Below are 17,258 nucleotides of genomic sequence, written 5' to 3'. Positions count from 1 at the left end.
GGCGCTGTGGCTGGTCGCGCAGGTCCCGTGCAGATCCCGCACCATGATCCGCCGGACAGGCACCCGACCGCCGGGCTACGGTCGAAGGAGCCGCTTGCCCCTGTCGAAGGGACCATGATCGTGCAACGTCGAGCTGTGCCCGCCGTGTTGGCCGCGGCCGGACTCCTGCTGGCGGCGGGGTGTTCCTCCGGCGGAGGCGGTGGTGGGGATGTGCCCACGCCACCCTGGGCCGGGAGTACGTCGGCCGGTTCCTCCGCGTCCGCCGGGGCGAGCGAGTCGGCCGCGCCCGCGAAGGGCTCGGTGAAGGTGCTGCGCACGGTCGCCGAGGGCCTGAAGTCCCCGTGGGGGCTCGCGCCGCTGCCGGACGGGTCCGGGCTGCTCGTCTCCGACCGCGACGACGGGACGATCAGCAAGGTCGACGAGAAGACCGGGAAGAAGACCGAGCTGGGCACGGTGTCCGGGGTGTCCGCGGCCGGAGAGGGCGGTCTGCTGGGGATCGCCCTCTCCCCCGACTTCGCCTCGGACCACATGATCTACGCGTACTTCACGTCGGCCTCCGACAACCGCATCGTGCGCATGCTCTGGGACCAGGGCAAGCCGGCCGGGGAGCAGTTGGGCGCCCCCGACACGATCTTCAAGGGCATCCCCAAGGGGCTCATCCACAACGGCGGCCGGATCGCCTTCGGACCCGACGGCATGCTCTACGCCGGCACCGGCGAGAGCGGGCAGCGGGGCCTCGCCCAGGACAAGGCCTCCCTCGGCGGCAAGATCCTTCGGCTCACCCCGGAGGGCGAACCGGCCCCCGGCAACCCCTTCCCCGACTCCCCCGTCTACACCTACGGCCACCGCAATGTGCAGGGCCTGGCCTGGGACGACGACCAGCGACTGTTCGCCTCGGAGTTCGGCCAGGACACCTGGGACGAGCTGAACGCCATCAAGCCCGGCGGCGACTACGGCTGGCCGAACGCGGAGGGCAGGTCCTCCGACGCCAAGTACGTGAACCCGATCGCCCAGTGGCACACCGACGACGCCTCTCCCAGCGGCATCGCCTATGTGAACGGCGTGATCTGGATGGCCGGCCTCAAGGGCCGGCGCCTGTGGCGCATCCCGCTCAAGGGCACCGTCGCGGCCGCCGAGCCCCAGGCCTTCCTCAAGGGCGAGTACGGCCGGCTGCGCACGGTCGTGGCGGCGGGCGGCGACAAGCTGTGGCTGGTGACCAGCAACACGGACGGGCGTGGGAAGCCGAAGCCGGGCGACGACCGGATCCTGGAGCTTCAGGTGCGCTGACCGGCGGTGGCACTTCGGTCGGTGCGGTCGGTGCGGTCGGGCGGGAACATCTCCAGGCGGTGGGCCACCGCCGCCGCCTCGCCCCTCCCGGAGACGCCGAGCTTGCCCAGGATGTTGGAGACGTGGACGCTCGCGGTCTTCGGGGAGATGAAGAGCTCCTCGGCTATCTGGCGGTTGGTCCGGCCCGCCGAGACCAGGCGCAGGACGTCCCGCTCGCGGCTGGTGAGACCGAGGCTCTCGGCGGCGTCCAGGGCCCGGCGAGGGGTACCGGTGGTGAGGCTGAGGCGGGCACGCTGGGCGAGCAGGGCGACGGCCTCGGCGAGCGGGCGGGCGCCCAGGTGGTCGGCGACGGCCCCGGCCAGCCGGAGCAGTTCGGTCGCACGGTCGCGGTCGTCGTCGCCGGACGCCTCTGCGAGCAGGACCTGGGCGAGGCGGCGGCGGACCCGGGCGAGATCGTAGGGGCGGTCCAGGCACTCGAAGTCGGTGACCACGTCCGACCAGATCGCGGCGGTGTCGGTGCCCCGGGCACGGTGCAGTTCGGCGCGGGTCCAGCGTTCGTACGCCAGCCAGAGGGGCGCACCGGTGGTGAGCTTGCGGACGGCCTCGGTGAGCCGGTCGAGGACCTCGGCTCGGCCCTCGGCCGCCGCGGGCAGGGCGCGGGCGTCGGCCTCGGCAGTGGCGGCGGCCAGCAGCAGGGGCCAGCCGTAGCGCTGGGTGCCGGGCGGGAAGCCGAATTCCAGGGCGCGGTCCAGCTCGGCGCGGGCGTCGAGGAGCCGGCCCTCCACGGCGGCGACGCCGATGGCGATCCGGGCGACGGGGAGCAGCGCCTGGGGCATCGGATCGTGGGTGCCGAAGTGCTCGCGGGCTATGGCCAGTTGGCGGGCGGCCTCGGCGGCGTCTCCCCGGGCGAGGGCGATATGGGCGAGGCGCAGGGCGCCGGCGCCCCGGGGTTTGGCGCTGGCCGCGGAGCCGAGGGCGCCCGCCGCGGCTGCCGCGGCCTCGTCCCACTGGCCGAGCGCGTACAGCGAGTCGGAGAGGTTGCCCCAGATCCACACCTCGGAGTCCAGCATGCCGTACCGGCGGGCGAAGGCGAGGCCCTCCCGCAGGAGGGGCACCGCCTCCCCGGAGCGGCCGACCGAGTCCAGCCCGGCGGGCAGGTTCACGTAGGCCCGCCCCGCGACAAGTGCCACGCCCTCCCGCAGGGCGGTGTCCTTGACCCGGTGCAGCTCCTCCATCCCGTTGTCCACATCACCCGCGTCGACCATGAGGCAGCCCAGGGTGATGCGCGCGTTGAGCTCGATCTCCCGGGCGCCCACCATCCGCGCGTACTCCACGGCCCGTTCGGCGGCGGCGAAGGCCTCGGGGCCGGGTTCGTGGAGCATGGACCAGTTGGCGACGTTGGCCAGCACGTCGGCATGCACCTCCGAGGGCGGCAGGCCGCGCACCAGGTCCTGGGCCGTGCCGAGCTCCTGCCAGCCGTCGCCCCGGGCCAGGTCCTGGACCAGCCGGGAGCGCTGCACCCAGAACCAGGCCGCACGCAGGGGATCCCCCTCGTCCTCGACCATCCGCAGCGCCTTCTTGGTGATCTTCAGGGCGCGTTCGCGTTCCCCGCAGAAGCGGCCCGCGACCGCCGCCTCCGCCATCAGGTCGAGATAGCGCAGGGGTGTGGTGGCCGGGTCGCAGCCGCAGGGAGGGTAGACGTCGGTGTAGTCGACGGGGCGCAGGGCGGCGCGGATCTCCTCGGGGGCGGGGTCCCACAGCTCCATCGCCCGCTCCAGGAGCCGCAGTTGCTCGCTGTAGGCGTGCCTGCGGCGGGCCACCACGGAGGCGTCGAGGACGGCGGGCAGGGCCTTGGCCGGGTCGTGGGCCTGGTACCAGTAGCTGGCCAGGCGGGTCACGCGCGCGTCGGCCGGCACCAGCCCCGGGTCGGACTCCAGGGCCTCGGCGTAGCGCCGGTTGAGCCGGGAGCGTTCGCCGGGGAGCAGGTCGTCGGCGACGGCCTCGCGGACCAGGGAGTGCCGGAACCGGTAGCCGTCGCCGCCGGGCGTGGCGGTGAGGATGTTGGCGCCGACGGCGGCCCGCAGCGCCTCGATGAGGTCGTCCTCGGCGAGCTGGGCGACGGCGGCCAACAGCTGGTACTCGACGGTGGAGCCGCCCTCGGCGACGATCCGGGCGACCCGCTGGGCGCTCTCGGGCAACGCCTCGACCCGCACGAGGAGCAGATCGCGCAGCGAGTCGGTCAGCCCGGTGCGGCAGCCTTCGGTGGTGGCGACCGCGAGTTCCTCGACGAAGAAGGCGTTGCCGTCGGAGCGCTCGAAGATCTCGTCGACCTGGGCGGGGTCGGGTTCGGCGGCGAGGATGCCGGCGATCTGGCGGCCGACCTCCTCCCGGTTGAAACGGGCGAGTTCGATACGGCGGACGGTGCGCAGCCGGTCGAGTTCGGCAAGGAGCGGGCGCAGCGGGTGGCGGCGGTGGATGTCATCGGAACGGTAGGTGGCGAGGACGACGAGCCGGCCGGTGCGCAGGGTGCGCAGCAGATAGGAGAGGAGGTGGCGGGTGGAGGCGTCGGCCCAGTGCAGGTCCTCCAGGGCGACCACCACCGTGCGCTCGGCGGTGACCCGCTCAAGGAGCCGCGCCGTGAGCTCGAAGAGGCGGGCCATGCCCTGCTCGTCGTGCCGGCTGAAGGAGGCCTCGCCGAGCTCCGGAAGCAGCCGGGCCAGCTCGTCCTCCTGCCCGGCGGCGGCCGCGGCCAGTTCCTCCGGCAACGCGGCCCGCAGCGCCCGCAGCGCGGTGGAGAAGGGGGCGAACGGCAGCCCGTCGGCGCCGATCTCCACGCAGCCGCCGAGCGCGACGACCGCGCCCCGGCGGCAGGCGGCCGTGGCGAACTCCTCGACCAGCCGGGTCTTGCCGACGCCGGCCTCACCGCCGAGCAGCAGCGCCTGCGGCTCGGCGGCCTCGGCACGGGCCAGCGCCTCGTTCAGTGACCCCAGCTCGTCGCTGCGGCCTACGAACACGGGACTCACGGACCTGGTTTCCACAGGCCAGAGCATCGCACGCGGCTCCGATCGGACGGCAGCGGTTTTCCACAGCACCGATGCGCTTGTCGTACGACTCATATGACCTGACGGCGTACGAGCCGACGGCAGTCCTGCAGACCGGTGGCCGACCCCCCTACGGCCACCGGCCTGCGCGTCCTCGGCGTCCTCGGTCGCCGGGCCCTCGGTCGCCGGGCGGTCGCCGCCGCCCGGCCACCTGGTCACGCGGTGCCCGGGAGCCGACGTCGGCTGCGGCGACCGGTATGGACTTCCTCCGGCACCGCGGCACGGCGGGCCGCCGCCTCGCGGCGGGCGGCCCGGCGGGAGCGGACGGCCTCGCGGACGAGACGGGCGTCCTCGGCCTGCCGGCGCAGTTCGGCGGAACGGATCTCGTGCAGTTCGAAGGCGAACATGGCGGTTTCCCTTGTGAGAGACGGTGGTTGGGCCTCGCTTCTTGCGATGCCTCCACCTTCGTCTCCCAGGGGGGTGCGCCACATCGGGAGAGTTCCGCATCTTCGGACGCCCGCCGGACCCCGGACACGCGTAAGGGGCCTCAGGTCGTCCATAAGGTGCTTACGGACGGCCTAAGGCCCCTTCTGACCTGGGCCGTCTCAGCTGGTCGAGGGCAGCCCGAGGAGCGCGTCGGAGTACTTGAGGACGGCGAGCAGCAGGCCGATGACAGCGAGCGCGACACCCGCCCAGGCGACCGACTTGATCCACGGCGCCTGCGGCTTGCCGGGGGCACCGAAGGCGGGCCGGGCGAGCACCACGACGCCGGTGATCAGGGCCGCCAGCGCGAACGCGCCGGCCCACAGCGCGGTGGTCTGCCAGGCGTCGCCGTAGACCTCCTTGACCTGCGTGGCGACGCTCGCGGACGACGAGGTCCGGAGCTGGCCGATGAGGGTCTCGCGGGCGGCGGCCACCGTACCGATCCAGCCACCGGTGAGGGAGACCAGGCCGAGCACGACGGAGACGAGGGCCGCGGCGCCCTGGCCGACGCCCGAGGGGCTCTCGGCCTCGGCCTCGGCCTCGGCAAGGACGGCGTCGTCCTCCAGCTCCTCAGCGTTCTCCGCGTCGACGTCGGTGTCCGTGCCGTCCCTGGCCTCGGTCCCGGCGGCCTCGGCCTCCGGCTCGGGCTTGGACTCCGTCGCGTCGTCGGCGGTCTTGGTGACGCTCACCTTCTCCTCGTCGGTCGTGGCCTCGGTACCCGTCTCGGCACCGGTCTCGTCAGCTGTCTTGGTTCCCATGTCCGGCACCGTACGGATCCTGTCTGAGAGGTCTCTTAATGATCGTTCTGTACGGCACGCGCGCGTGCTTCACGCCATTCCGGGGCGAGGATCGACCACACCTCCAGGTCGTGCCTCAGGCCACCATAGGGGTGCGCCTCACGGCGTACGCCATCGCGGGTCATCCCCAGCCGCCGGGCCACGTTCAGGCTGGGTTCGTTGCCCGAGGCGGCGACCCACTCGACGCGGTGGATACCGCGCCGCTCGACCGCGAAGTCGATCAGTACCCGCATCGCGCGCGTGACGAGTCCGCGCCCGGTTCCGGCCGGCTCCAGCCAGCAGCCGACCTCGCAGTTGCCCTGTTCCGCGTCGAAGTTCAGGAAGAGCACACCGCCGACGAGCGTGCCCTTGAGCCACAGGCCGTGCAGGGAGCCGGTGTCGGCGGCGCGCATGTCGGCGTACCGCTGGAGCAGCGCCCGCGCGGAGGGCACGTCCGTCTCCCTGGAGCCGAAGGGGATGAACCGTCCGATGAACCCCCGCCCGCGCTCCAGGTGGGCCAGGAACTCCTCGGCGTGCCAGGGCTCCAGCGGACGCAGTTCGGCGCCGTCGTCACCCAGGGATATCGCGTACATCGTGCTTCTCCAGTTCCACCACGTCTTCGGCCGGCGCGTCGAGCCTCTCATGGACGGCACGGCACCCGGGCGAGTCGGTGCCGGTCAGTCGAACTGGTCTCCCAGCGCCATGACCATGACCCCCAGGATCATCAGCCAAAGGGCTCTGCGGGTACGGCCCCGGGCGCCGAGCGCCCCCGCGGCCACACACACGGCGGAGCCGACGGCATAAGCGGTCGGCACCAGCGCGGGTACGCCGCCGCCCAGTCTCATCAGGGAGGCGGTCAGGCCCATCAGGGTCAGCAGGGCCCCGGTCACGGTGGCGGTCCAGCGGGCCCGACGGGCGTCCTCGTAGGGATCCTCGTCGTCCGCGGACTCCACCTCGGTCGTCTCGGGTTCGATATCGGATTCCGCGTGTCCGGTCATGGCGGGCGAGCGTAGTACCCGCACCTGAGGAAACCTGCCGCGAAGGACGTCCACAACTGCCGGCTTCCGTTGGCCGGCATTGTTCGACGGTTCGAATGAGCTCCAGTTCATCGCCTTCCACTACGAAGATCACAGGGAGCCCGTTCATCCGAGGCCGGGTTCGCCGACCGGGTGCGGGCCGTGCATGTCGGCCCGGCGGCCGGATCGGTGTGGTCGTACCGGCCGTGTCCCGCGTCCTGGTGTAGGGGATCAAGCGTTAAGTGTTCCGGTACGAGGCCCCTGGCGCTCTCCCGGAGACGGCCTTCCACGAGGCACCCTGCTGAGGGGAGTTGAACGCCTGGTTCGGCGGAGTCACCGCCCCCGGCCTGCGAATTCCGGTGCCTTGATCGGCTACACCACCGAGCGGGACGCCGTCGTCGTACCGGCGCTGCGGGAGGAACCCGAGGGGGTCGAGCCGCCCGAGCACCTCGAGCCCTGGTGCTTCCGCTCGGCGAGCTGGTGGCGCCGCCACTGGACGCGCAGCGGCGCGGTCGAGGTCGCGGCCGCCGACCGGTAGCCGGACGGCTGGTGGGACTGGCTGCTGTGGGGCGAGGTGGTCGCCGAGACGCTGTGCGCCGACGAGGGCCGCGCCCTGGGATTCGTGCGGCTGGTCGCGCGCCGCGGACAGGCGTACGGCCCCGGAGGCGCTGCCTCCGGGGCCGTACCGCGTGCTGCTGCTCAGCCCTCGCTGACGCCCAGCTTCTCCAGGATCAGCTCCTTGACGCGGGCCGCGTCGGCCTGGCCGCGGGTCGCCTTCATGACCGCGCCGACCAGGGCGCCGGCCGCGGCCACCTTGCCGCCGCGGATCTTGTCGGCGATGCCCTGGTTGCCGGCGATGGCCTCGTCGACCGCCGTACCGAGCGCCGAGTCGTCGGAGACGACCTTCAGACCCCGCTTCTCGACGACCTCGTCCGGGGTGCCCTCGCCCGCGAGGACGCCCTCGATGACCTGGCGGGCCAGCTTGTCGTTCAGGTCACCGGAGTTGACCAGTTCGGTGACCCGGGCGACCTGCGCCGGGGTGATCGCCAGCTCGTCCAGCGCCTTGCCCGACTCGTTGGCGCTGCGCGCCAGTTCGCCCATCCACCACTTGCGGGCGGAGGCCGCGTCGGCACCGGCGTCGATGGTGGCGACGATCGGGTCCAGCGCGGCGGCGTTGGTGATCGCCTGCATCTCCACCGCCGAGATACCCCACTCGGCGAGCAGCCGGTTGCGGCGGGCCAGCGGCATCTCCGGCAGCGCGGTGCGGATCTCCTCGACCCACTCGCGGGACGGGGCGACCGGGACGAGGTCCGGCTCCGGGAAGTACCGGTAGTCCTCGGCCTCCTCCTTCACCCGGCCGGAGGTCGTGGAGCCGGTGTCCTCGTGGAAGTGCCGGGTCTCCTGGATGATGGTGCCGCCGCCGCTCAGCACGGCCGCGTGCCGCATGATCTCGAAGCGGGCCGCACGCTCCACGGACCGCAGCGAGTTGACGTTCTTCGTCTCGGAGCGGGTGCCGAACTTGGCGCGGCCGTGCGGGCGCAGCGACAGGTTCACGTCGCAGCGCATCTGCCCCATCTCCATGCGGGCTTCCGAGACGCCGAGCGCCCGGATGACCTCGCGCAGCTCACGGACGTACGCCCGTGCGACCTCGGGAGCGCGCTCGCCGGCGCCCTCGATCGGCTTGGTGACGATCTCGATGAGGGGGATGCCGGCCCGGTTGTAGTCGAGCAGCGAGTGCGAGGCGCCGTGGATACGGCCGGTCGCGCCGCCCACGTGGGTGGACTTGCCGGTGTCCTCCTCCATGTGGGCGCGTTCGATCTCCACGCGGAAGGACTCGCCGTCCTCCAGCTGTACGTCGAGGTAGCCGTTGAAGGCGATCGGCTCGTCGTACTGGGAGGTCTGGAAGTTCTTCGGCATGTCCGGATAGAAGTAGTTCTTCCGGGCGAAACGGCACCACTCGGCGATCTCGCAGTTCAGCGCGAGACCGATCTTGATCGCGGACTCGACGCCGGTCGCGTTGACGACGGGGAGGGCGCCGGGCATGCCGAGGCAGGTCGGGCAGGTCTGCGAGTTGGGCTCGGCGCCCAGCTCGGTCGAACAGCCGCAGAACATCTTGGTCCTGGTGCCGAGTTCGACATGGACCTCAAGGCCCATGACGGGGTCGTAGGACGCCAGCGCGTCCTCGTACGACACCAGTTCGGTCGTGGTGGTCACGGTGAAACTTCCCTCTCAGCCCAGCAGGACGTCGTCGTCGCCCAGCCGCTTCAGCTCGCGGTAGAGGATGGCGAGGCCGGTGACGATGGCGACGGCGGACACCCCGGCGTCGATCAGCCGGAGCGTGTCGTGCTCGGCGCGGGCCTTCTTGATCTGCTTGGCGACACCGACCGCGCCGAACACGGTGGTGGCCATGGACAGGTACGTACCGGACTTCGACTTCTTGAAGCCCTTGGCCTTCGACAGTGCGTTGCTCACAGCGACGGTGCCTCCTCAAGCAGCGGGTGCCCCCACTTTTCCACGAAGGCGGCCTCGACAGCGGCTCCGACCTTGTAAAGGCGGTCGTCCTTGAGCGCCGGCGCGATGATCTGCAGGCCCACCGGGAGGTTGTCCTCCGGGGCGAGACCGCAGGGCAGCGACATGGCCGCGTTGCCCGCCAGGTTGGTCGGGATGGTGCACAGGTCGGCGAGGTACATCGCCATCGGGTCGTCGGCGCGCTCGCCGATCGCGAAGGCGGTGGTGGGAGTCGTGGGCGACACGATCACGTCCACCTGCTCGAAGGCCTTCTCGAAGTCACGCGTGATGAGCGTGCGGACCTTCTGCGCGGAGCCGTAGTAGGCGTCGTAGTACCCGCTCGACAGGGCGTAGGTGCCGAGCATGATGCGGCGCTTCACCTCCGGGCCGAAGCCCGCCTCACGGGTGAGGGAGGTGACCTCCTCCGCGGAGTGCGTCCCGTCGTCGCCGGTCCGCAGGCCGTAGCGCAGGCCGTCGAAGCGGGCGAGGTTGCTCGAACACTCGCTCGGCGCGATCAGGTAGTACGCGGAGAGCGCCAGGTCGAAGGACGGGCAGTCCAGCTCGACGATCTCGGCGCCCAGTTCCTTCAGCAGTTCGACGGACTCGTCGAAGCGCTGGATGACACCGGGCTGGTAGCCCTCGCCGCGGAACTGCTTGACGACGCCGACGCGCATGCCCTGCACGCTGCCGTTGCGGGCGGCCTCGACGACCGGCGGGACGGGCGCGTCGATGGAGGTGGAGTCCATCGGGTCGTGCCCGGCGATCACCTCGTGGAGGAGGGCGGCGTCCAGGACCGTACGGGCGCAGGGGCCGCCCTGGTCCAGCGAGCTGGAGAACGCGACCATGCCGTACCGCGAGACCGCCCCGTACGTCGGCTTCACACCGACCGTGCCGGTGACGGAGGCCGGCTGGCGGATGGACCCGCCGGTGTCGGTGCCGATGGCGAGCGGTGCCTGGAAGGAGGCGAGGGCGGCGGAGGAGCCGCCGCCGGAGCCGCCGGGGATCTTGGTGAGGTCCCAGGGGTTGCCGGTGGGCCCGTAGGCGCTGTTCTCCGTGCTCGACCCCATGGCGAACTCGTCCATGTTGGTCTTGCCGAGAATGACCACGTCAGCGGCCTTCAGCCGCTTGGTGAGGGTGGCGTCGTACGGCGGGATCCAGCCTTCCAGGATCTTCGAGCCGACGGTCGTCGGAACGCCCTCGGTGGTGAAGATGTCCTTGAGCGCGAGCGGTACACCGGCGAGCGGCCCGAGCTTCTCGCCCCTGGCCTTCTTCTCGTCGACAGCACGCGCCTGGGCGAGGGCCCCCTCGCGGTCGACGTGCAGGAAGGCGTGCACCTTCTCGTCGACGGCCTCGATCCGGGCGAGGTGGGCCTCGGTGACCTCGACGGCCGTGAGCTCGCCGGAGGCGATCCTCGCGGCGGTCTCGGCGGCGGTGAGCTTGATGATGTCGGTCATCGGGATCAGTCCTCCCCCAGGATCTGCGGCACCTTGAAACGCTGCTGCTCCTGGGCCGGGGCGCCGGAGAGCGCCTGGGCGGGGGTGAGCGAGGGACGGACCTCGTCCGCGCGCATGACGTTCGTCAGCGGCAGCGGGTGCGAGGTCGGCGGTACGTCTTGGTCGGCGACCTCACTGACGCGGGCGACCGCGCCGATGATGTCGTCCAGCTGTCCCGCGAAGTGGTCGAGTTCTTCGGGCTTCAGCTCCAGACGCGCCAGCCGGGCGAGGTGGGCGACCTCCTCGCGCGTGATGCCAGGCATGCAGCGATCCTCTGGGGTGAGTGCGTGTGGTTTGGAGCAATCCTATGGGGCCGGGCCCGGTGACCGTGAAACGGTTTCCCCCGGGCCCGGATCCTCGGCGTCGCTTCTCCCAGGCGGTGCTCTGCAGGAAGTGGGTGTCGTACCGCTCCTGCACTTCGAGGATGCTCTCCGGCGTGGCCTCGCCGATACGGATGCGCTGGAGGTGGCGGAAGTACTCGAAGCGCTCCACGCCCGGTGTGATGACGATCAGGATGTCCGCGGTGCTGCCGGGGACGGCGGCGAAGGCGTGCGGCCGGCCGGCCGGGATGACGACCAGGTCGCCGCGCTCGGCGGTGACGACGTCGTCGCCGGAGAGCAGTTCGGCGGCGCCGGCGAGCAGATAGAACATCTCGGCGGAGTTGCGGTGCAGATGCGGCCGGGCTCCGTCGCCGCCCTCACCGAGGGTGACCCGCACGGTGGACAGCGCGCCGCCGGTGGCGCTGCTGTCGGCGAGCAGCTCGATCCGGGTCGGGTCAGCGCCGGCCACCTCGGCGTCGGTCTCCCTCACGATCACGGACTCATCGAACTTCGGTGCGAACAACGACATTTCCAAGCCCCCTGTTGATAGGCGTGCCGTTCAGACGAGGAACAGCAGCACCGCGCTGATCAGCACAACGATCGCGGTGGCGAAGTGGATCCCGTACGCGACCGCCTTCGTCCCGCCGTGGCGCAGCACTATCACCGTGTCGAACAGCGGCACGAGTGCCACACAGAGCATGAACCAGGCCTCGGCACGGGCGCCGGCGAACGCGAGCAGGGCGAAGCCGATGACGCCGAAGGTGCCGTCCCTGAGGCCCTTGATCGCGAGGTAGGCGGAGGCGTCGCCGTTCGGGTCGGCGGGGACGCCGTAGCCGACGGCGGACGGCTTGGGCTGGAGCAGGAACCGGGCCCCGATGAAGAGGATGAACAGGTCGAGTACGACGGCGAGCGTGTAGGCGGTGATGGTCATGACGGCCCCCTGAGTGGTTTCTAGCAACGCTAGGACTGAAAGCGACGCTAGCAGAGCATCGGCAGATTGGCTAGCGATGCTAGAATCAGGACATGTCGATTCGGACGCGCCGGGAGCGCGAGCGGGCAGAGCGGGAGCAGCTGATCGTCACGGCCGCGCGGGAACTCGCGGAGGCGGAGGGCTGGGACGCGGTGACGACCCGGCGCCTGGCCGCCGAGATCGAGTACAGCCAGCCGGTGCTCTACAGCCACTTCAAGGGCAAGGACGCGATCATGGCGGCGGTGGCGATCCAGGGCTGCGCGGAGCTGGCGACGGAGCTACGGGCGGCGCGCGAGGCCGCGAAGGACGTGAGGGGGGCACTGGCGGCGGTGGCCGAGACGTACACGTCGTTCGCCCGCCGACGCCCCGCGCTGTACGACGTGATGTTCACGCACACCGTGAACCTCCCGTTCGCGACCCCCGAGGCCCCGGAGGCCCTGCAGGCCGCGTTCGCGGAGCTACTGCTTGCGGTGGAGCCGATCGGCCTGGCCGGCGACGACCCCGGCCTCCTGACGGAGACGTTCTGGGCGGTCCTGCACGGCTTGGTCACGCTGATGCGCAGCGGCCGCTTGCCGGAGCACGCACACCAGGAACGACTGGCACTACTGGTGGCCCACTTCATGAGGCCGTGACCCCAGCGCCCCCCAAGGGGCGCGGGGAACTGCGCGACCAGCCACAACGCACCCGCAGTCCCGACACCACCGCACTCCCACGGCAGGTGGCTACTCGGCGGCCGGCAACGCCGCTCGCGGCCGCTGCCACCCCCGCGACCCCCGCGCCAACAGCCACGCCGTCGCCTCCTCCGGCGGCATCGCTGCGGCGACCAGCCACCCCTGCACGGCGTCACACCCGAGGTCCCGAAGCCGCTCCCACGTCTCGTCGTCCTCCACGCCCTCCGCGACGACCAGCAGCCCCAGCGAATGCGCGAGGTCGACCGTGCAGCGCACGATCTCCGCGTCCTCGTTGTCGATGGCCAGCCGGGCCACGAAGGACCGGTCGATCTTCAGCTCGCTCACCGGCAGCCGCCGAAGATGCACCAGGGACGAGTAGCCCGTACCGAAGTCGTCCAGCGACATCTTCACGCCGTGGCCGGTCAGACCCGCGAGGGTGTCGGCGGCCCGCTGCGGGTCCTCAAGGAGCACATGCTCGGTTATCTCCAGTTGGAGCGCTCCCGCCGGGACGCCGTGCCGCGCCAGCCGCGCGGCCACCGAGCCCGCGAAGCCCGGCGTGTGGACGTCACGCGGCGAGACGTTCACCGCCACCGGCACCCGCAGCCCCTGCGCCCGCCACTTGGCCACCTGACCGAGCGCGGTGTCCAGGACGTACTCCGTCAGATGGGGCATCAGGCCGGACGACTCGGCGATCGCTATGAACTCGTCCGGCGGCACCTTGCCGCGCTCGGGGTGCACCCACCGCACCAACGCCTCAAGACCGGCCACCTGCCCGTCGAAGCGCACCTTCGGCTGGTAGTGCAACTGCACCTCGTGGGCGTCCAGGGCGCGGCGCAGATCGCCCAGCAGCCCCAGCCGGTCCGGGGTGTTGGAGTCCCGCTTGGACTCGTACACCTCGACGCCCGTACGGTCCCGCTTCGCCTGGTACATCGCCACGTCCGCCCGGCGCAGCAGCCCCTCCGCGTCCAGCGCGTGGTCGGGGAAGACGGCGACGCCCGCGCTGGCCTCCAGGACGAGGGTGAGTCCGTCGAGGTCGAGCGGGGAGGAGAGGGCCGAGACCAGGCCCCGGGCGACGCGGGTCGCGGACGTCGTGGAGTCGGCGACCGGGAGTAACACCGCGAACTCGTCACCGCCGAGCCGGGCCGCCTCCGCACCGCGCGGCAGCGCGGCCCGCAGCCGGTCGGCTATCTGCACCAGCAGCCGGTCACCGGCGAGATGACCGAGCGTGTCATTGACCGAACGGAATCGGTCGAGGTCGATCAGCATCAGGGCGGAGCGGGCGCCGATGCGTTCGGCGTCATCGAGGGCGGTCCAGATCCGCTCCAGCAGCCACTGCCGGTTGGGCAGTCCGGTCAGCGGGTCGCGCAGTTGCTCCTCCGCGCGGGCCCGGGCTATCCACAGGGTGGAGTCCAGGGCGACCAGCGGGATGGAGAACAGCGGGAGCAGCAGCGGCTGGGCGACGGCGACCACGCAGACCAGCGGGGCGATGCCGAGCAGTGCGACCGCGACCAGTCCCTGGCGCATCAGGGCGGTGCGGGCGACGGTGGGCACTCCGCCGCCGCGCGGTGCGTGCAGGTACCAGAGCAGGGCGCGGGTGACCGCGAGATAGGCCACCGCGACGAGGACGACCTCGGGGGCGGTGGCGACGCTCCAACTGCCCGGGGTCCAGGGCGACTCGACGGTCGGGACCCGCCCGCACAGGCCGAGCACCAGCGCGCCGGCGCCGATGCCGAGGATGTCCACCGCGCCGTGCAGGACGCCCTGCCGCCAGCGGTGGCGCCTGGCTATGCCGACCAGGACGACGACGGTGAGGCTGACCATGCCGGCGGGCACCCAGCCGTACAGCAGGAGGACGGCGAGGGTGAGGGCGGCGCCGGAGCCGGTGCCGCCCCACCAGCGGGCGCGGCCGAGCAGCACCAGGTGGCCGACGATGATTCCGGTCAGCACGGCCAGCGACCAGCCGACGGTGCCGGACGGGAAGAGGGCGTGGCTTTCGGTGAAGGCGCGGTAGAAGCCGGCGCCCAGGGCGAACGCGGCGGCCGCGACGACTCCGGCGGGCAGCGCGGGCCAGGTCAGGTGCCGTTCGTGCTCGTGGCCGGGCAGGTCGGGCCGCGGCTCGACGGCGGCCAGCGGCAGCGGGTCGCGCGCGTCCACCGCGGCGCTCACCACCGGCATACCGACGCGCCGGTCGCCCCGCACCGTCCGCCGAGTCCCCCGCCACGCGCCCGCCCGGCGGCGCAGCGGCAGCCGCGCGTCCGGGGCGGCGCTCTCGGTCGGTTCCATTCCCGTCCCTCTCACAGCCGGCGGTGCCCACGCCATGCGGTCCGTGCCCTGCGAGAGCACGGGAATGCCCCGACCGCAGCTGGGCACGGCAGGTGCACATCTCAACAGTAGGCCGCAGAAGGCTTCCACGGGCAGCGGTCGTCGACGGTCGCCCGATTGCGCCCCGGCCACCCGTATGCATCTGATATGCGCCGAACGGGTGGCCTTCAACCGCTACTCCCCGGTTGGAAGGGCGACTTCGGCCGCCGCGTCCGGTCCTTGCTCCAAAAGGACGACAAATCCGTCCTCGTTCAGAACCGGAACCTTCAACTGCATCGCCTTGTCATACTTCGATCCGGGGTTGTCACCCACGACCACGAACGACGTTTTCTTCGACACCGAGCCGGTCACCTTGGCTCCGCGGCTCTGCAGTGCGTCCTTGGCGCCGTCCCGGGTGTAGTGCTCCAGGGTTCCGGTCACGACCACGGTGAGGCCTTCCAGCGGACGCGGGCCCTCGTTCTCGCCGGTGGACTCGTCCTCCAGCGGAACTCCAGCGGCCTTCCACTTTCGGATGATCTCGCGGTGCCACTCCTCGGCGAACCACTCCTTGAGCGCCGTCGCGATGATGCCGCCGACGCCGTCGATGTGCGCCAGCTCCTCCTCGGTGGCCTGCTCGATGCGTTCGACGGAGCGGAACTCGCGGGCCAGCGCCTGCGCGGCGACGGGTCCGACGTGCCGGATGGACAGGCCGTTGAGGAAGCGGGCGAGCGGGCGGGTCTTCGCCTCCTCGATGTTCTGGAGCAGGGCGAGGGTGTTCTTCTTGGGCTCGCCCTTCTGGTTGGCGAAGACCGTGACGACCTTCTCCTCGCCCGTCCTGGGGTCGCGCTTGGGCAGCCCGCTGTCCGCGTCCAGCACGTACGCCTTGATGGGCAGCAGCTTCTCCACCGTGAGGTCGAAGAGGTCGCCCTCGTCGATCAGCGGCGGGTCGGCCGGCTCCAGCGGCCGGGTGAGCGCCGCCGCGGCCACCGCGCCGAAGTGCTCGATGTCCAGGCACTCACGCCCCGCGAGATAGGAGACCCGCTCTCTCAACTGGGCCGGGCAGGTACGGGCGTTGGGGCAGCGGAGGTCGATGTCGCCCTCCTTCATGGCCCGCAGCGGCGTCCCGCACTCGGGGCACTCGGCCGGCATCACGAACTCCCGCTCGCTGCCGTCCCGCAGGTCGACGACCGGGCCGAGGATCTCCGGGATGACGTCACCGGCCTTGCGCAGCACCACGGTGTCGCCGATCAGCACGCCCTTGGCCTTGACGACCTCCTGGTTGTGCAGGGTCGCGAACTCCACCTCGCTGCCCGCCACCGTGACCGGCTCGACCTGCGCGTACGGCGTGACCCGCCCGGTGCGGCCGACACCGACCTTGATGTCGATGAGCTTGGTGTTGACCTCTTCCGGCGCGTACTTGTAGGCGATCGCCCAGCGCGGCGCCCGCGCGGTGGAGCCGAGCCGCCCCTGGAGGCGGATCTCGTCGAGCTTGACGACGACCCCGTCGATCTCGTGCTCCACGGAGTGCCGGTTCTCGCCGTAGTAGGCGATGAACTCCCGTACGCCGTCGAGGTCGTCGACCACCCGGTTGTGCGGGGAGGTGGGCAGCCCCCAGGTCTTCAGCAGGTCGTACGCCTGGGAGAGCCGGGTCATGCCCTCGAAGCCCGTCAGGGCGCCGATGCCGTGGACGACCATGTGCAGCGGGCGGGAGGCGGTGACCCGCGGGTCCTTCTGGCGCAGCGAACCGGCCGCCGCGTTGCGCGGGTTGGCGAACGGCTTGTCACCGGCCGCGACCAGGCGCTCGTTGAGCTCGGCGAACTTCTCCATCGGGAAGTAGACCTCGCCGCGGATCTCGACCAGGTCAGGCACCTTGTCGCCGTGCAGCCGGTCCGGGATCTCGGCGATCGTACGGACGTTGGGGGTGATGTCCTCGCCGGTGCGGCCGTCGCCGCGGGTCGCCGCGCGGGTGAGCCGGCCGCGCTCGTAGGTGAGGTTGACGGCGAGGCCGTCGACCTTCAGTTCGCACAGGAAGTGGTACTCCTGGTCGCCCAGTTCCCGGTGGATCCGCTCGGCCCAGGCCGCGAGGTCCTCGTCGTTGAAGGTGTTGTCCAGCGACAGCATGCGCTCGCGGTGCTCGACCGCCGTGAACTCCGTCGCGTACGCGCCCGCGACCTTCTGGGTCGGCGAGTCCGGGGTGCGCAGCTCGGGGTGCTCGTCCTCCAGCGCCTCCAGGGACTTCAGGAGCTTGTCGAACTCCGCGTCGCTGATGACCGGAGCGTCCTTCACGTAGTACCGGAAGCGGTGCTCCTCGATCTGCTCGGCGAGCCGCGCGTGCTGCTCCCGTGCCTCGGCGGGCACCGCCGTCTCCGCCTGCTGCTTGTCGCCGGCCACC

The 17,258-nt window shown here is 71.5% G+C and carries 14 protein-coding genes and 2 pseudogenes; 3 read left to right on the top strand and 13 right to left on the bottom strand.

Annotated features, from left to right (window positions below; all coding sequences use genetic code 11):
• The first annotated feature begins 114 nt into the window (after nt 1-114).
• A complete protein-coding gene (locus ABTY98_RS04095) occupies nt 115-1,287 on the top strand; it encodes a PQQ-dependent sugar dehydrogenase (protein ID WP_352219310.1) in 1,173 nt (390 codons plus the stop codon).
• Here the strand turns inward: ABTY98_RS04095 and ABTY98_RS04090 are convergent.
• From ABTY98_RS04090 to ABTY98_RS04070, 5 genes are all read right to left on the bottom strand, one after another.
• The gene (locus tag ABTY98_RS04090; protein ID WP_352219309.1) at nt 1,275-4,337 is read right to left on the bottom strand and encodes a helix-turn-helix transcriptional regulator; all 3,063 of its coding nucleotides are present in this window, start codon (nt 4,335-4,337) and stop codon (nt 1,275-1,277) included. The two genes, ABTY98_RS04095 and ABTY98_RS04090, sit on opposite strands and share 13 nt — an antisense overlap.
• 206 nt (nt 4,338-4,543) lie before the next feature.
• Nucleotides 4,544-4,735: a hypothetical protein gene (locus ABTY98_RS04085; RefSeq protein WP_352219308.1), complete on the bottom strand. Its 192-nt coding sequence runs from the start codon at nt 4,733-4,735 to the stop codon at nt 4,544-4,546.
• A 198-nt stretch (nt 4,736-4,933) separates the two neighbouring features.
• Complete coding sequence (locus ABTY98_RS04080; RefSeq protein WP_352219307.1) at nt 4,934-5,569, bottom strand: hypothetical protein; 636 nt, start codon at nt 5,567-5,569, stop codon at nt 4,934-4,936.
• 35 nt (nt 5,570-5,604) lie between these two features.
• The gene (locus ABTY98_RS04075; RefSeq protein WP_352219306.1) at nt 5,605-6,180 is read right to left on the bottom strand and encodes a GNAT family N-acetyltransferase; all 576 of its coding nucleotides are present in this window, start codon (nt 6,178-6,180) and stop codon (nt 5,605-5,607) included.
• A gap of 84 nt (nt 6,181-6,264) precedes the next feature.
• Nucleotides 6,265-6,585 carry a hypothetical protein gene (locus ABTY98_RS04070; protein ID WP_352219305.1) on the bottom strand — a complete coding sequence of 107 codons (321 nt, stop codon included), beginning with the start codon at nt 6,583-6,585 and terminating at the stop codon, nt 6,265-6,267.
• 403 nt (nt 6,586-6,988) lie between these two features.
• Here ABTY98_RS04070 and ABTY98_RS04065 point away from each other — a divergent pair.
• Nucleotides 6,989-7,246 (top strand): annotated as a pseudogene (locus ABTY98_RS04065) (SAM-dependent methyltransferase); the annotation flags it as partial.
• A gap of 56 nt (nt 7,247-7,302) precedes the next feature.
• Here the strand turns inward: ABTY98_RS04065 and gatB are convergent.
• From gatB to ABTY98_RS04035, 6 genes and pseudogenes are all read right to left on the bottom strand, one after another.
• Nucleotides 7,303-8,817 (bottom strand): Asp-tRNA(Asn)/Glu-tRNA(Gln) amidotransferase subunit GatB, encoded by a 1,515-nt coding sequence (gene gatB / locus ABTY98_RS04060; RefSeq protein ID WP_352219304.1) that lies wholly within the window; start codon nt 8,815-8,817, stop codon nt 7,303-7,305.
• 15 nt (nt 8,818-8,832) lie between these two features.
• Complete coding sequence (locus tag ABTY98_RS04055) at nt 8,833-9,075, bottom strand: hypothetical protein (RefSeq protein ID WP_352219303.1); 243 nt, start codon at nt 9,073-9,075, stop codon at nt 8,833-8,835.
• Entirely contained in the window at nt 9,072-10,565 is a 1,494-nt protein-coding gene (gatA, locus tag ABTY98_RS04050; protein ID WP_352219302.1) for an Asp-tRNA(Asn)/Glu-tRNA(Gln) amidotransferase subunit GatA, read from the bottom strand. Before gatA ends, ABTY98_RS04055 begins: the two co-directional genes overlap by 4 nt.
• 5 nt (nt 10,566-10,570) lie before the next feature.
• Nucleotides 10,571-10,867 (bottom strand): Asp-tRNA(Asn)/Glu-tRNA(Gln) amidotransferase subunit GatC, encoded by a 297-nt coding sequence (gene gatC, locus ABTY98_RS04045; protein WP_018544665.1) that lies wholly within the window; start codon nt 10,865-10,867, stop codon nt 10,571-10,573.
• 97 nt (nt 10,868-10,964) lie between these two features.
• Nucleotides 10,965-11,453 (bottom strand): annotated as a pseudogene (locus ABTY98_RS04040) (cupin domain-containing protein); the annotation flags it as partial.
• A 30-nt stretch (nt 11,454-11,483) separates the two neighbouring features.
• A complete protein-coding gene (locus ABTY98_RS04035) occupies nt 11,484-11,855 on the bottom strand; it encodes a DUF4267 domain-containing protein (protein ID WP_352219301.1) in 372 nt (123 codons plus the stop codon).
• Between the two features lie 92 nt (nt 11,856-11,947).
• Between ABTY98_RS04035 and ABTY98_RS04030 the strand changes: the two genes are divergently transcribed.
• The gene (locus ABTY98_RS04030; RefSeq protein WP_352219300.1) at nt 11,948-12,526 is read left to right on the top strand and encodes a TetR/AcrR family transcriptional regulator; all 579 of its coding nucleotides are present in this window, start codon (nt 11,948-11,950) and stop codon (nt 12,524-12,526) included.
• Nucleotides 12,527-12,616: 90 nt separating this feature from the next.
• Here ABTY98_RS04030 and ABTY98_RS04025 read toward each other — a convergent pair whose 3' ends face one another.
• A complete protein-coding gene (locus ABTY98_RS04025; protein ID WP_352219299.1) occupies nt 12,617-14,848 on the bottom strand; it encodes a putative bifunctional diguanylate cyclase/phosphodiesterase in 2,232 nt (743 codons plus the stop codon).
• 213 nt (nt 14,849-15,061) lie between these two features.
• Nucleotides 15,062-17,257 carry an NAD-dependent DNA ligase LigA gene (gene ligA, locus ABTY98_RS04020; protein WP_352219298.1) on the bottom strand — a complete coding sequence of 732 codons (2,196 nt, stop codon included), beginning with the start codon at nt 17,255-17,257 and terminating at the stop codon, nt 15,062-15,064.
• Nucleotide 17,258: the final 1 nt, after the last annotated feature.

The sequence above is a fragment of the Streptomyces sp. NPDC096040 genome (assembly GCF_040303265.1).
Lineage (GTDB): Bacteria > Actinomycetota > Actinomycetes > Streptomycetales > Streptomycetaceae > Streptomyces.
Note: the sequence above shows the minus strand (reverse complement) of the source record. Positions and strands in the feature narration are given on the sequence as shown.

What these genes read in the sequence shown, in the direction of transcription:
- ABTY98_RS04075 (WP_352219306.1), bottom strand. Translation starts at nt 6,180, where the DNA reads ATGTACGCGATATCCCTGGGTGACGACGGCGCCGAACTGCGTCCGCTG.
- ABTY98_RS04025 (WP_352219299.1), bottom strand. Translation starts at nt 14,848, where the DNA reads ATGGAACCGACCGAGAGCGCCGCCCCGGACGCGCGGCTGCCGCTGCGC.
- ABTY98_RS04095 (WP_352219310.1), top strand. Translation starts at nt 115, where the DNA reads ATGATCGTGCAACGTCGAGCTGTGCCCGCCGTGTTGGCCGCGGCCGGA.
- ABTY98_RS04080 (WP_352219307.1), bottom strand. Translation starts at nt 5,569, where the DNA reads ATGGGAACCAAGACAGCTGACGAGACCGGTGCCGAGACGGGTACCGAG.
- ABTY98_RS04070 (WP_352219305.1), bottom strand. Translation starts at nt 6,585, where the DNA reads ATGACCGGACACGCGGAATCCGATATCGAACCCGAGACGACCGAGGTG.
- gatA (WP_352219302.1), bottom strand. Translation starts at nt 10,565, where the DNA reads ATGACCGACATCATCAAGCTCACCGCCGCCGAGACCGCCGCGAGGATC.
- ABTY98_RS04085 (WP_352219308.1), bottom strand. Translation starts at nt 4,735, where the DNA reads ATGTTCGCCTTCGAACTGCACGAGATCCGTTCCGCCGAACTGCGCCGG.
- ABTY98_RS04090 (WP_352219309.1), bottom strand. Translation starts at nt 4,337, where the DNA reads ATGCTCTGGCCTGTGGAAACCAGGTCCGTGAGTCCCGTGTTCGTAGGC.
- ABTY98_RS04035 (WP_352219301.1), bottom strand. Translation starts at nt 11,855, where the DNA reads ATGACCATCACCGCCTACACGCTCGCCGTCGTACTCGACCTGTTCATC.
- ABTY98_RS04030 (WP_352219300.1), top strand. Translation starts at nt 11,948, where the DNA reads ATGTCGATTCGGACGCGCCGGGAGCGCGAGCGGGCAGAGCGGGAGCAG.
- gatC (WP_018544665.1), bottom strand. Translation starts at nt 10,867, where the DNA reads ATGCCTGGCATCACGCGCGAGGAGGTCGCCCACCTCGCCCGGCTGGCG.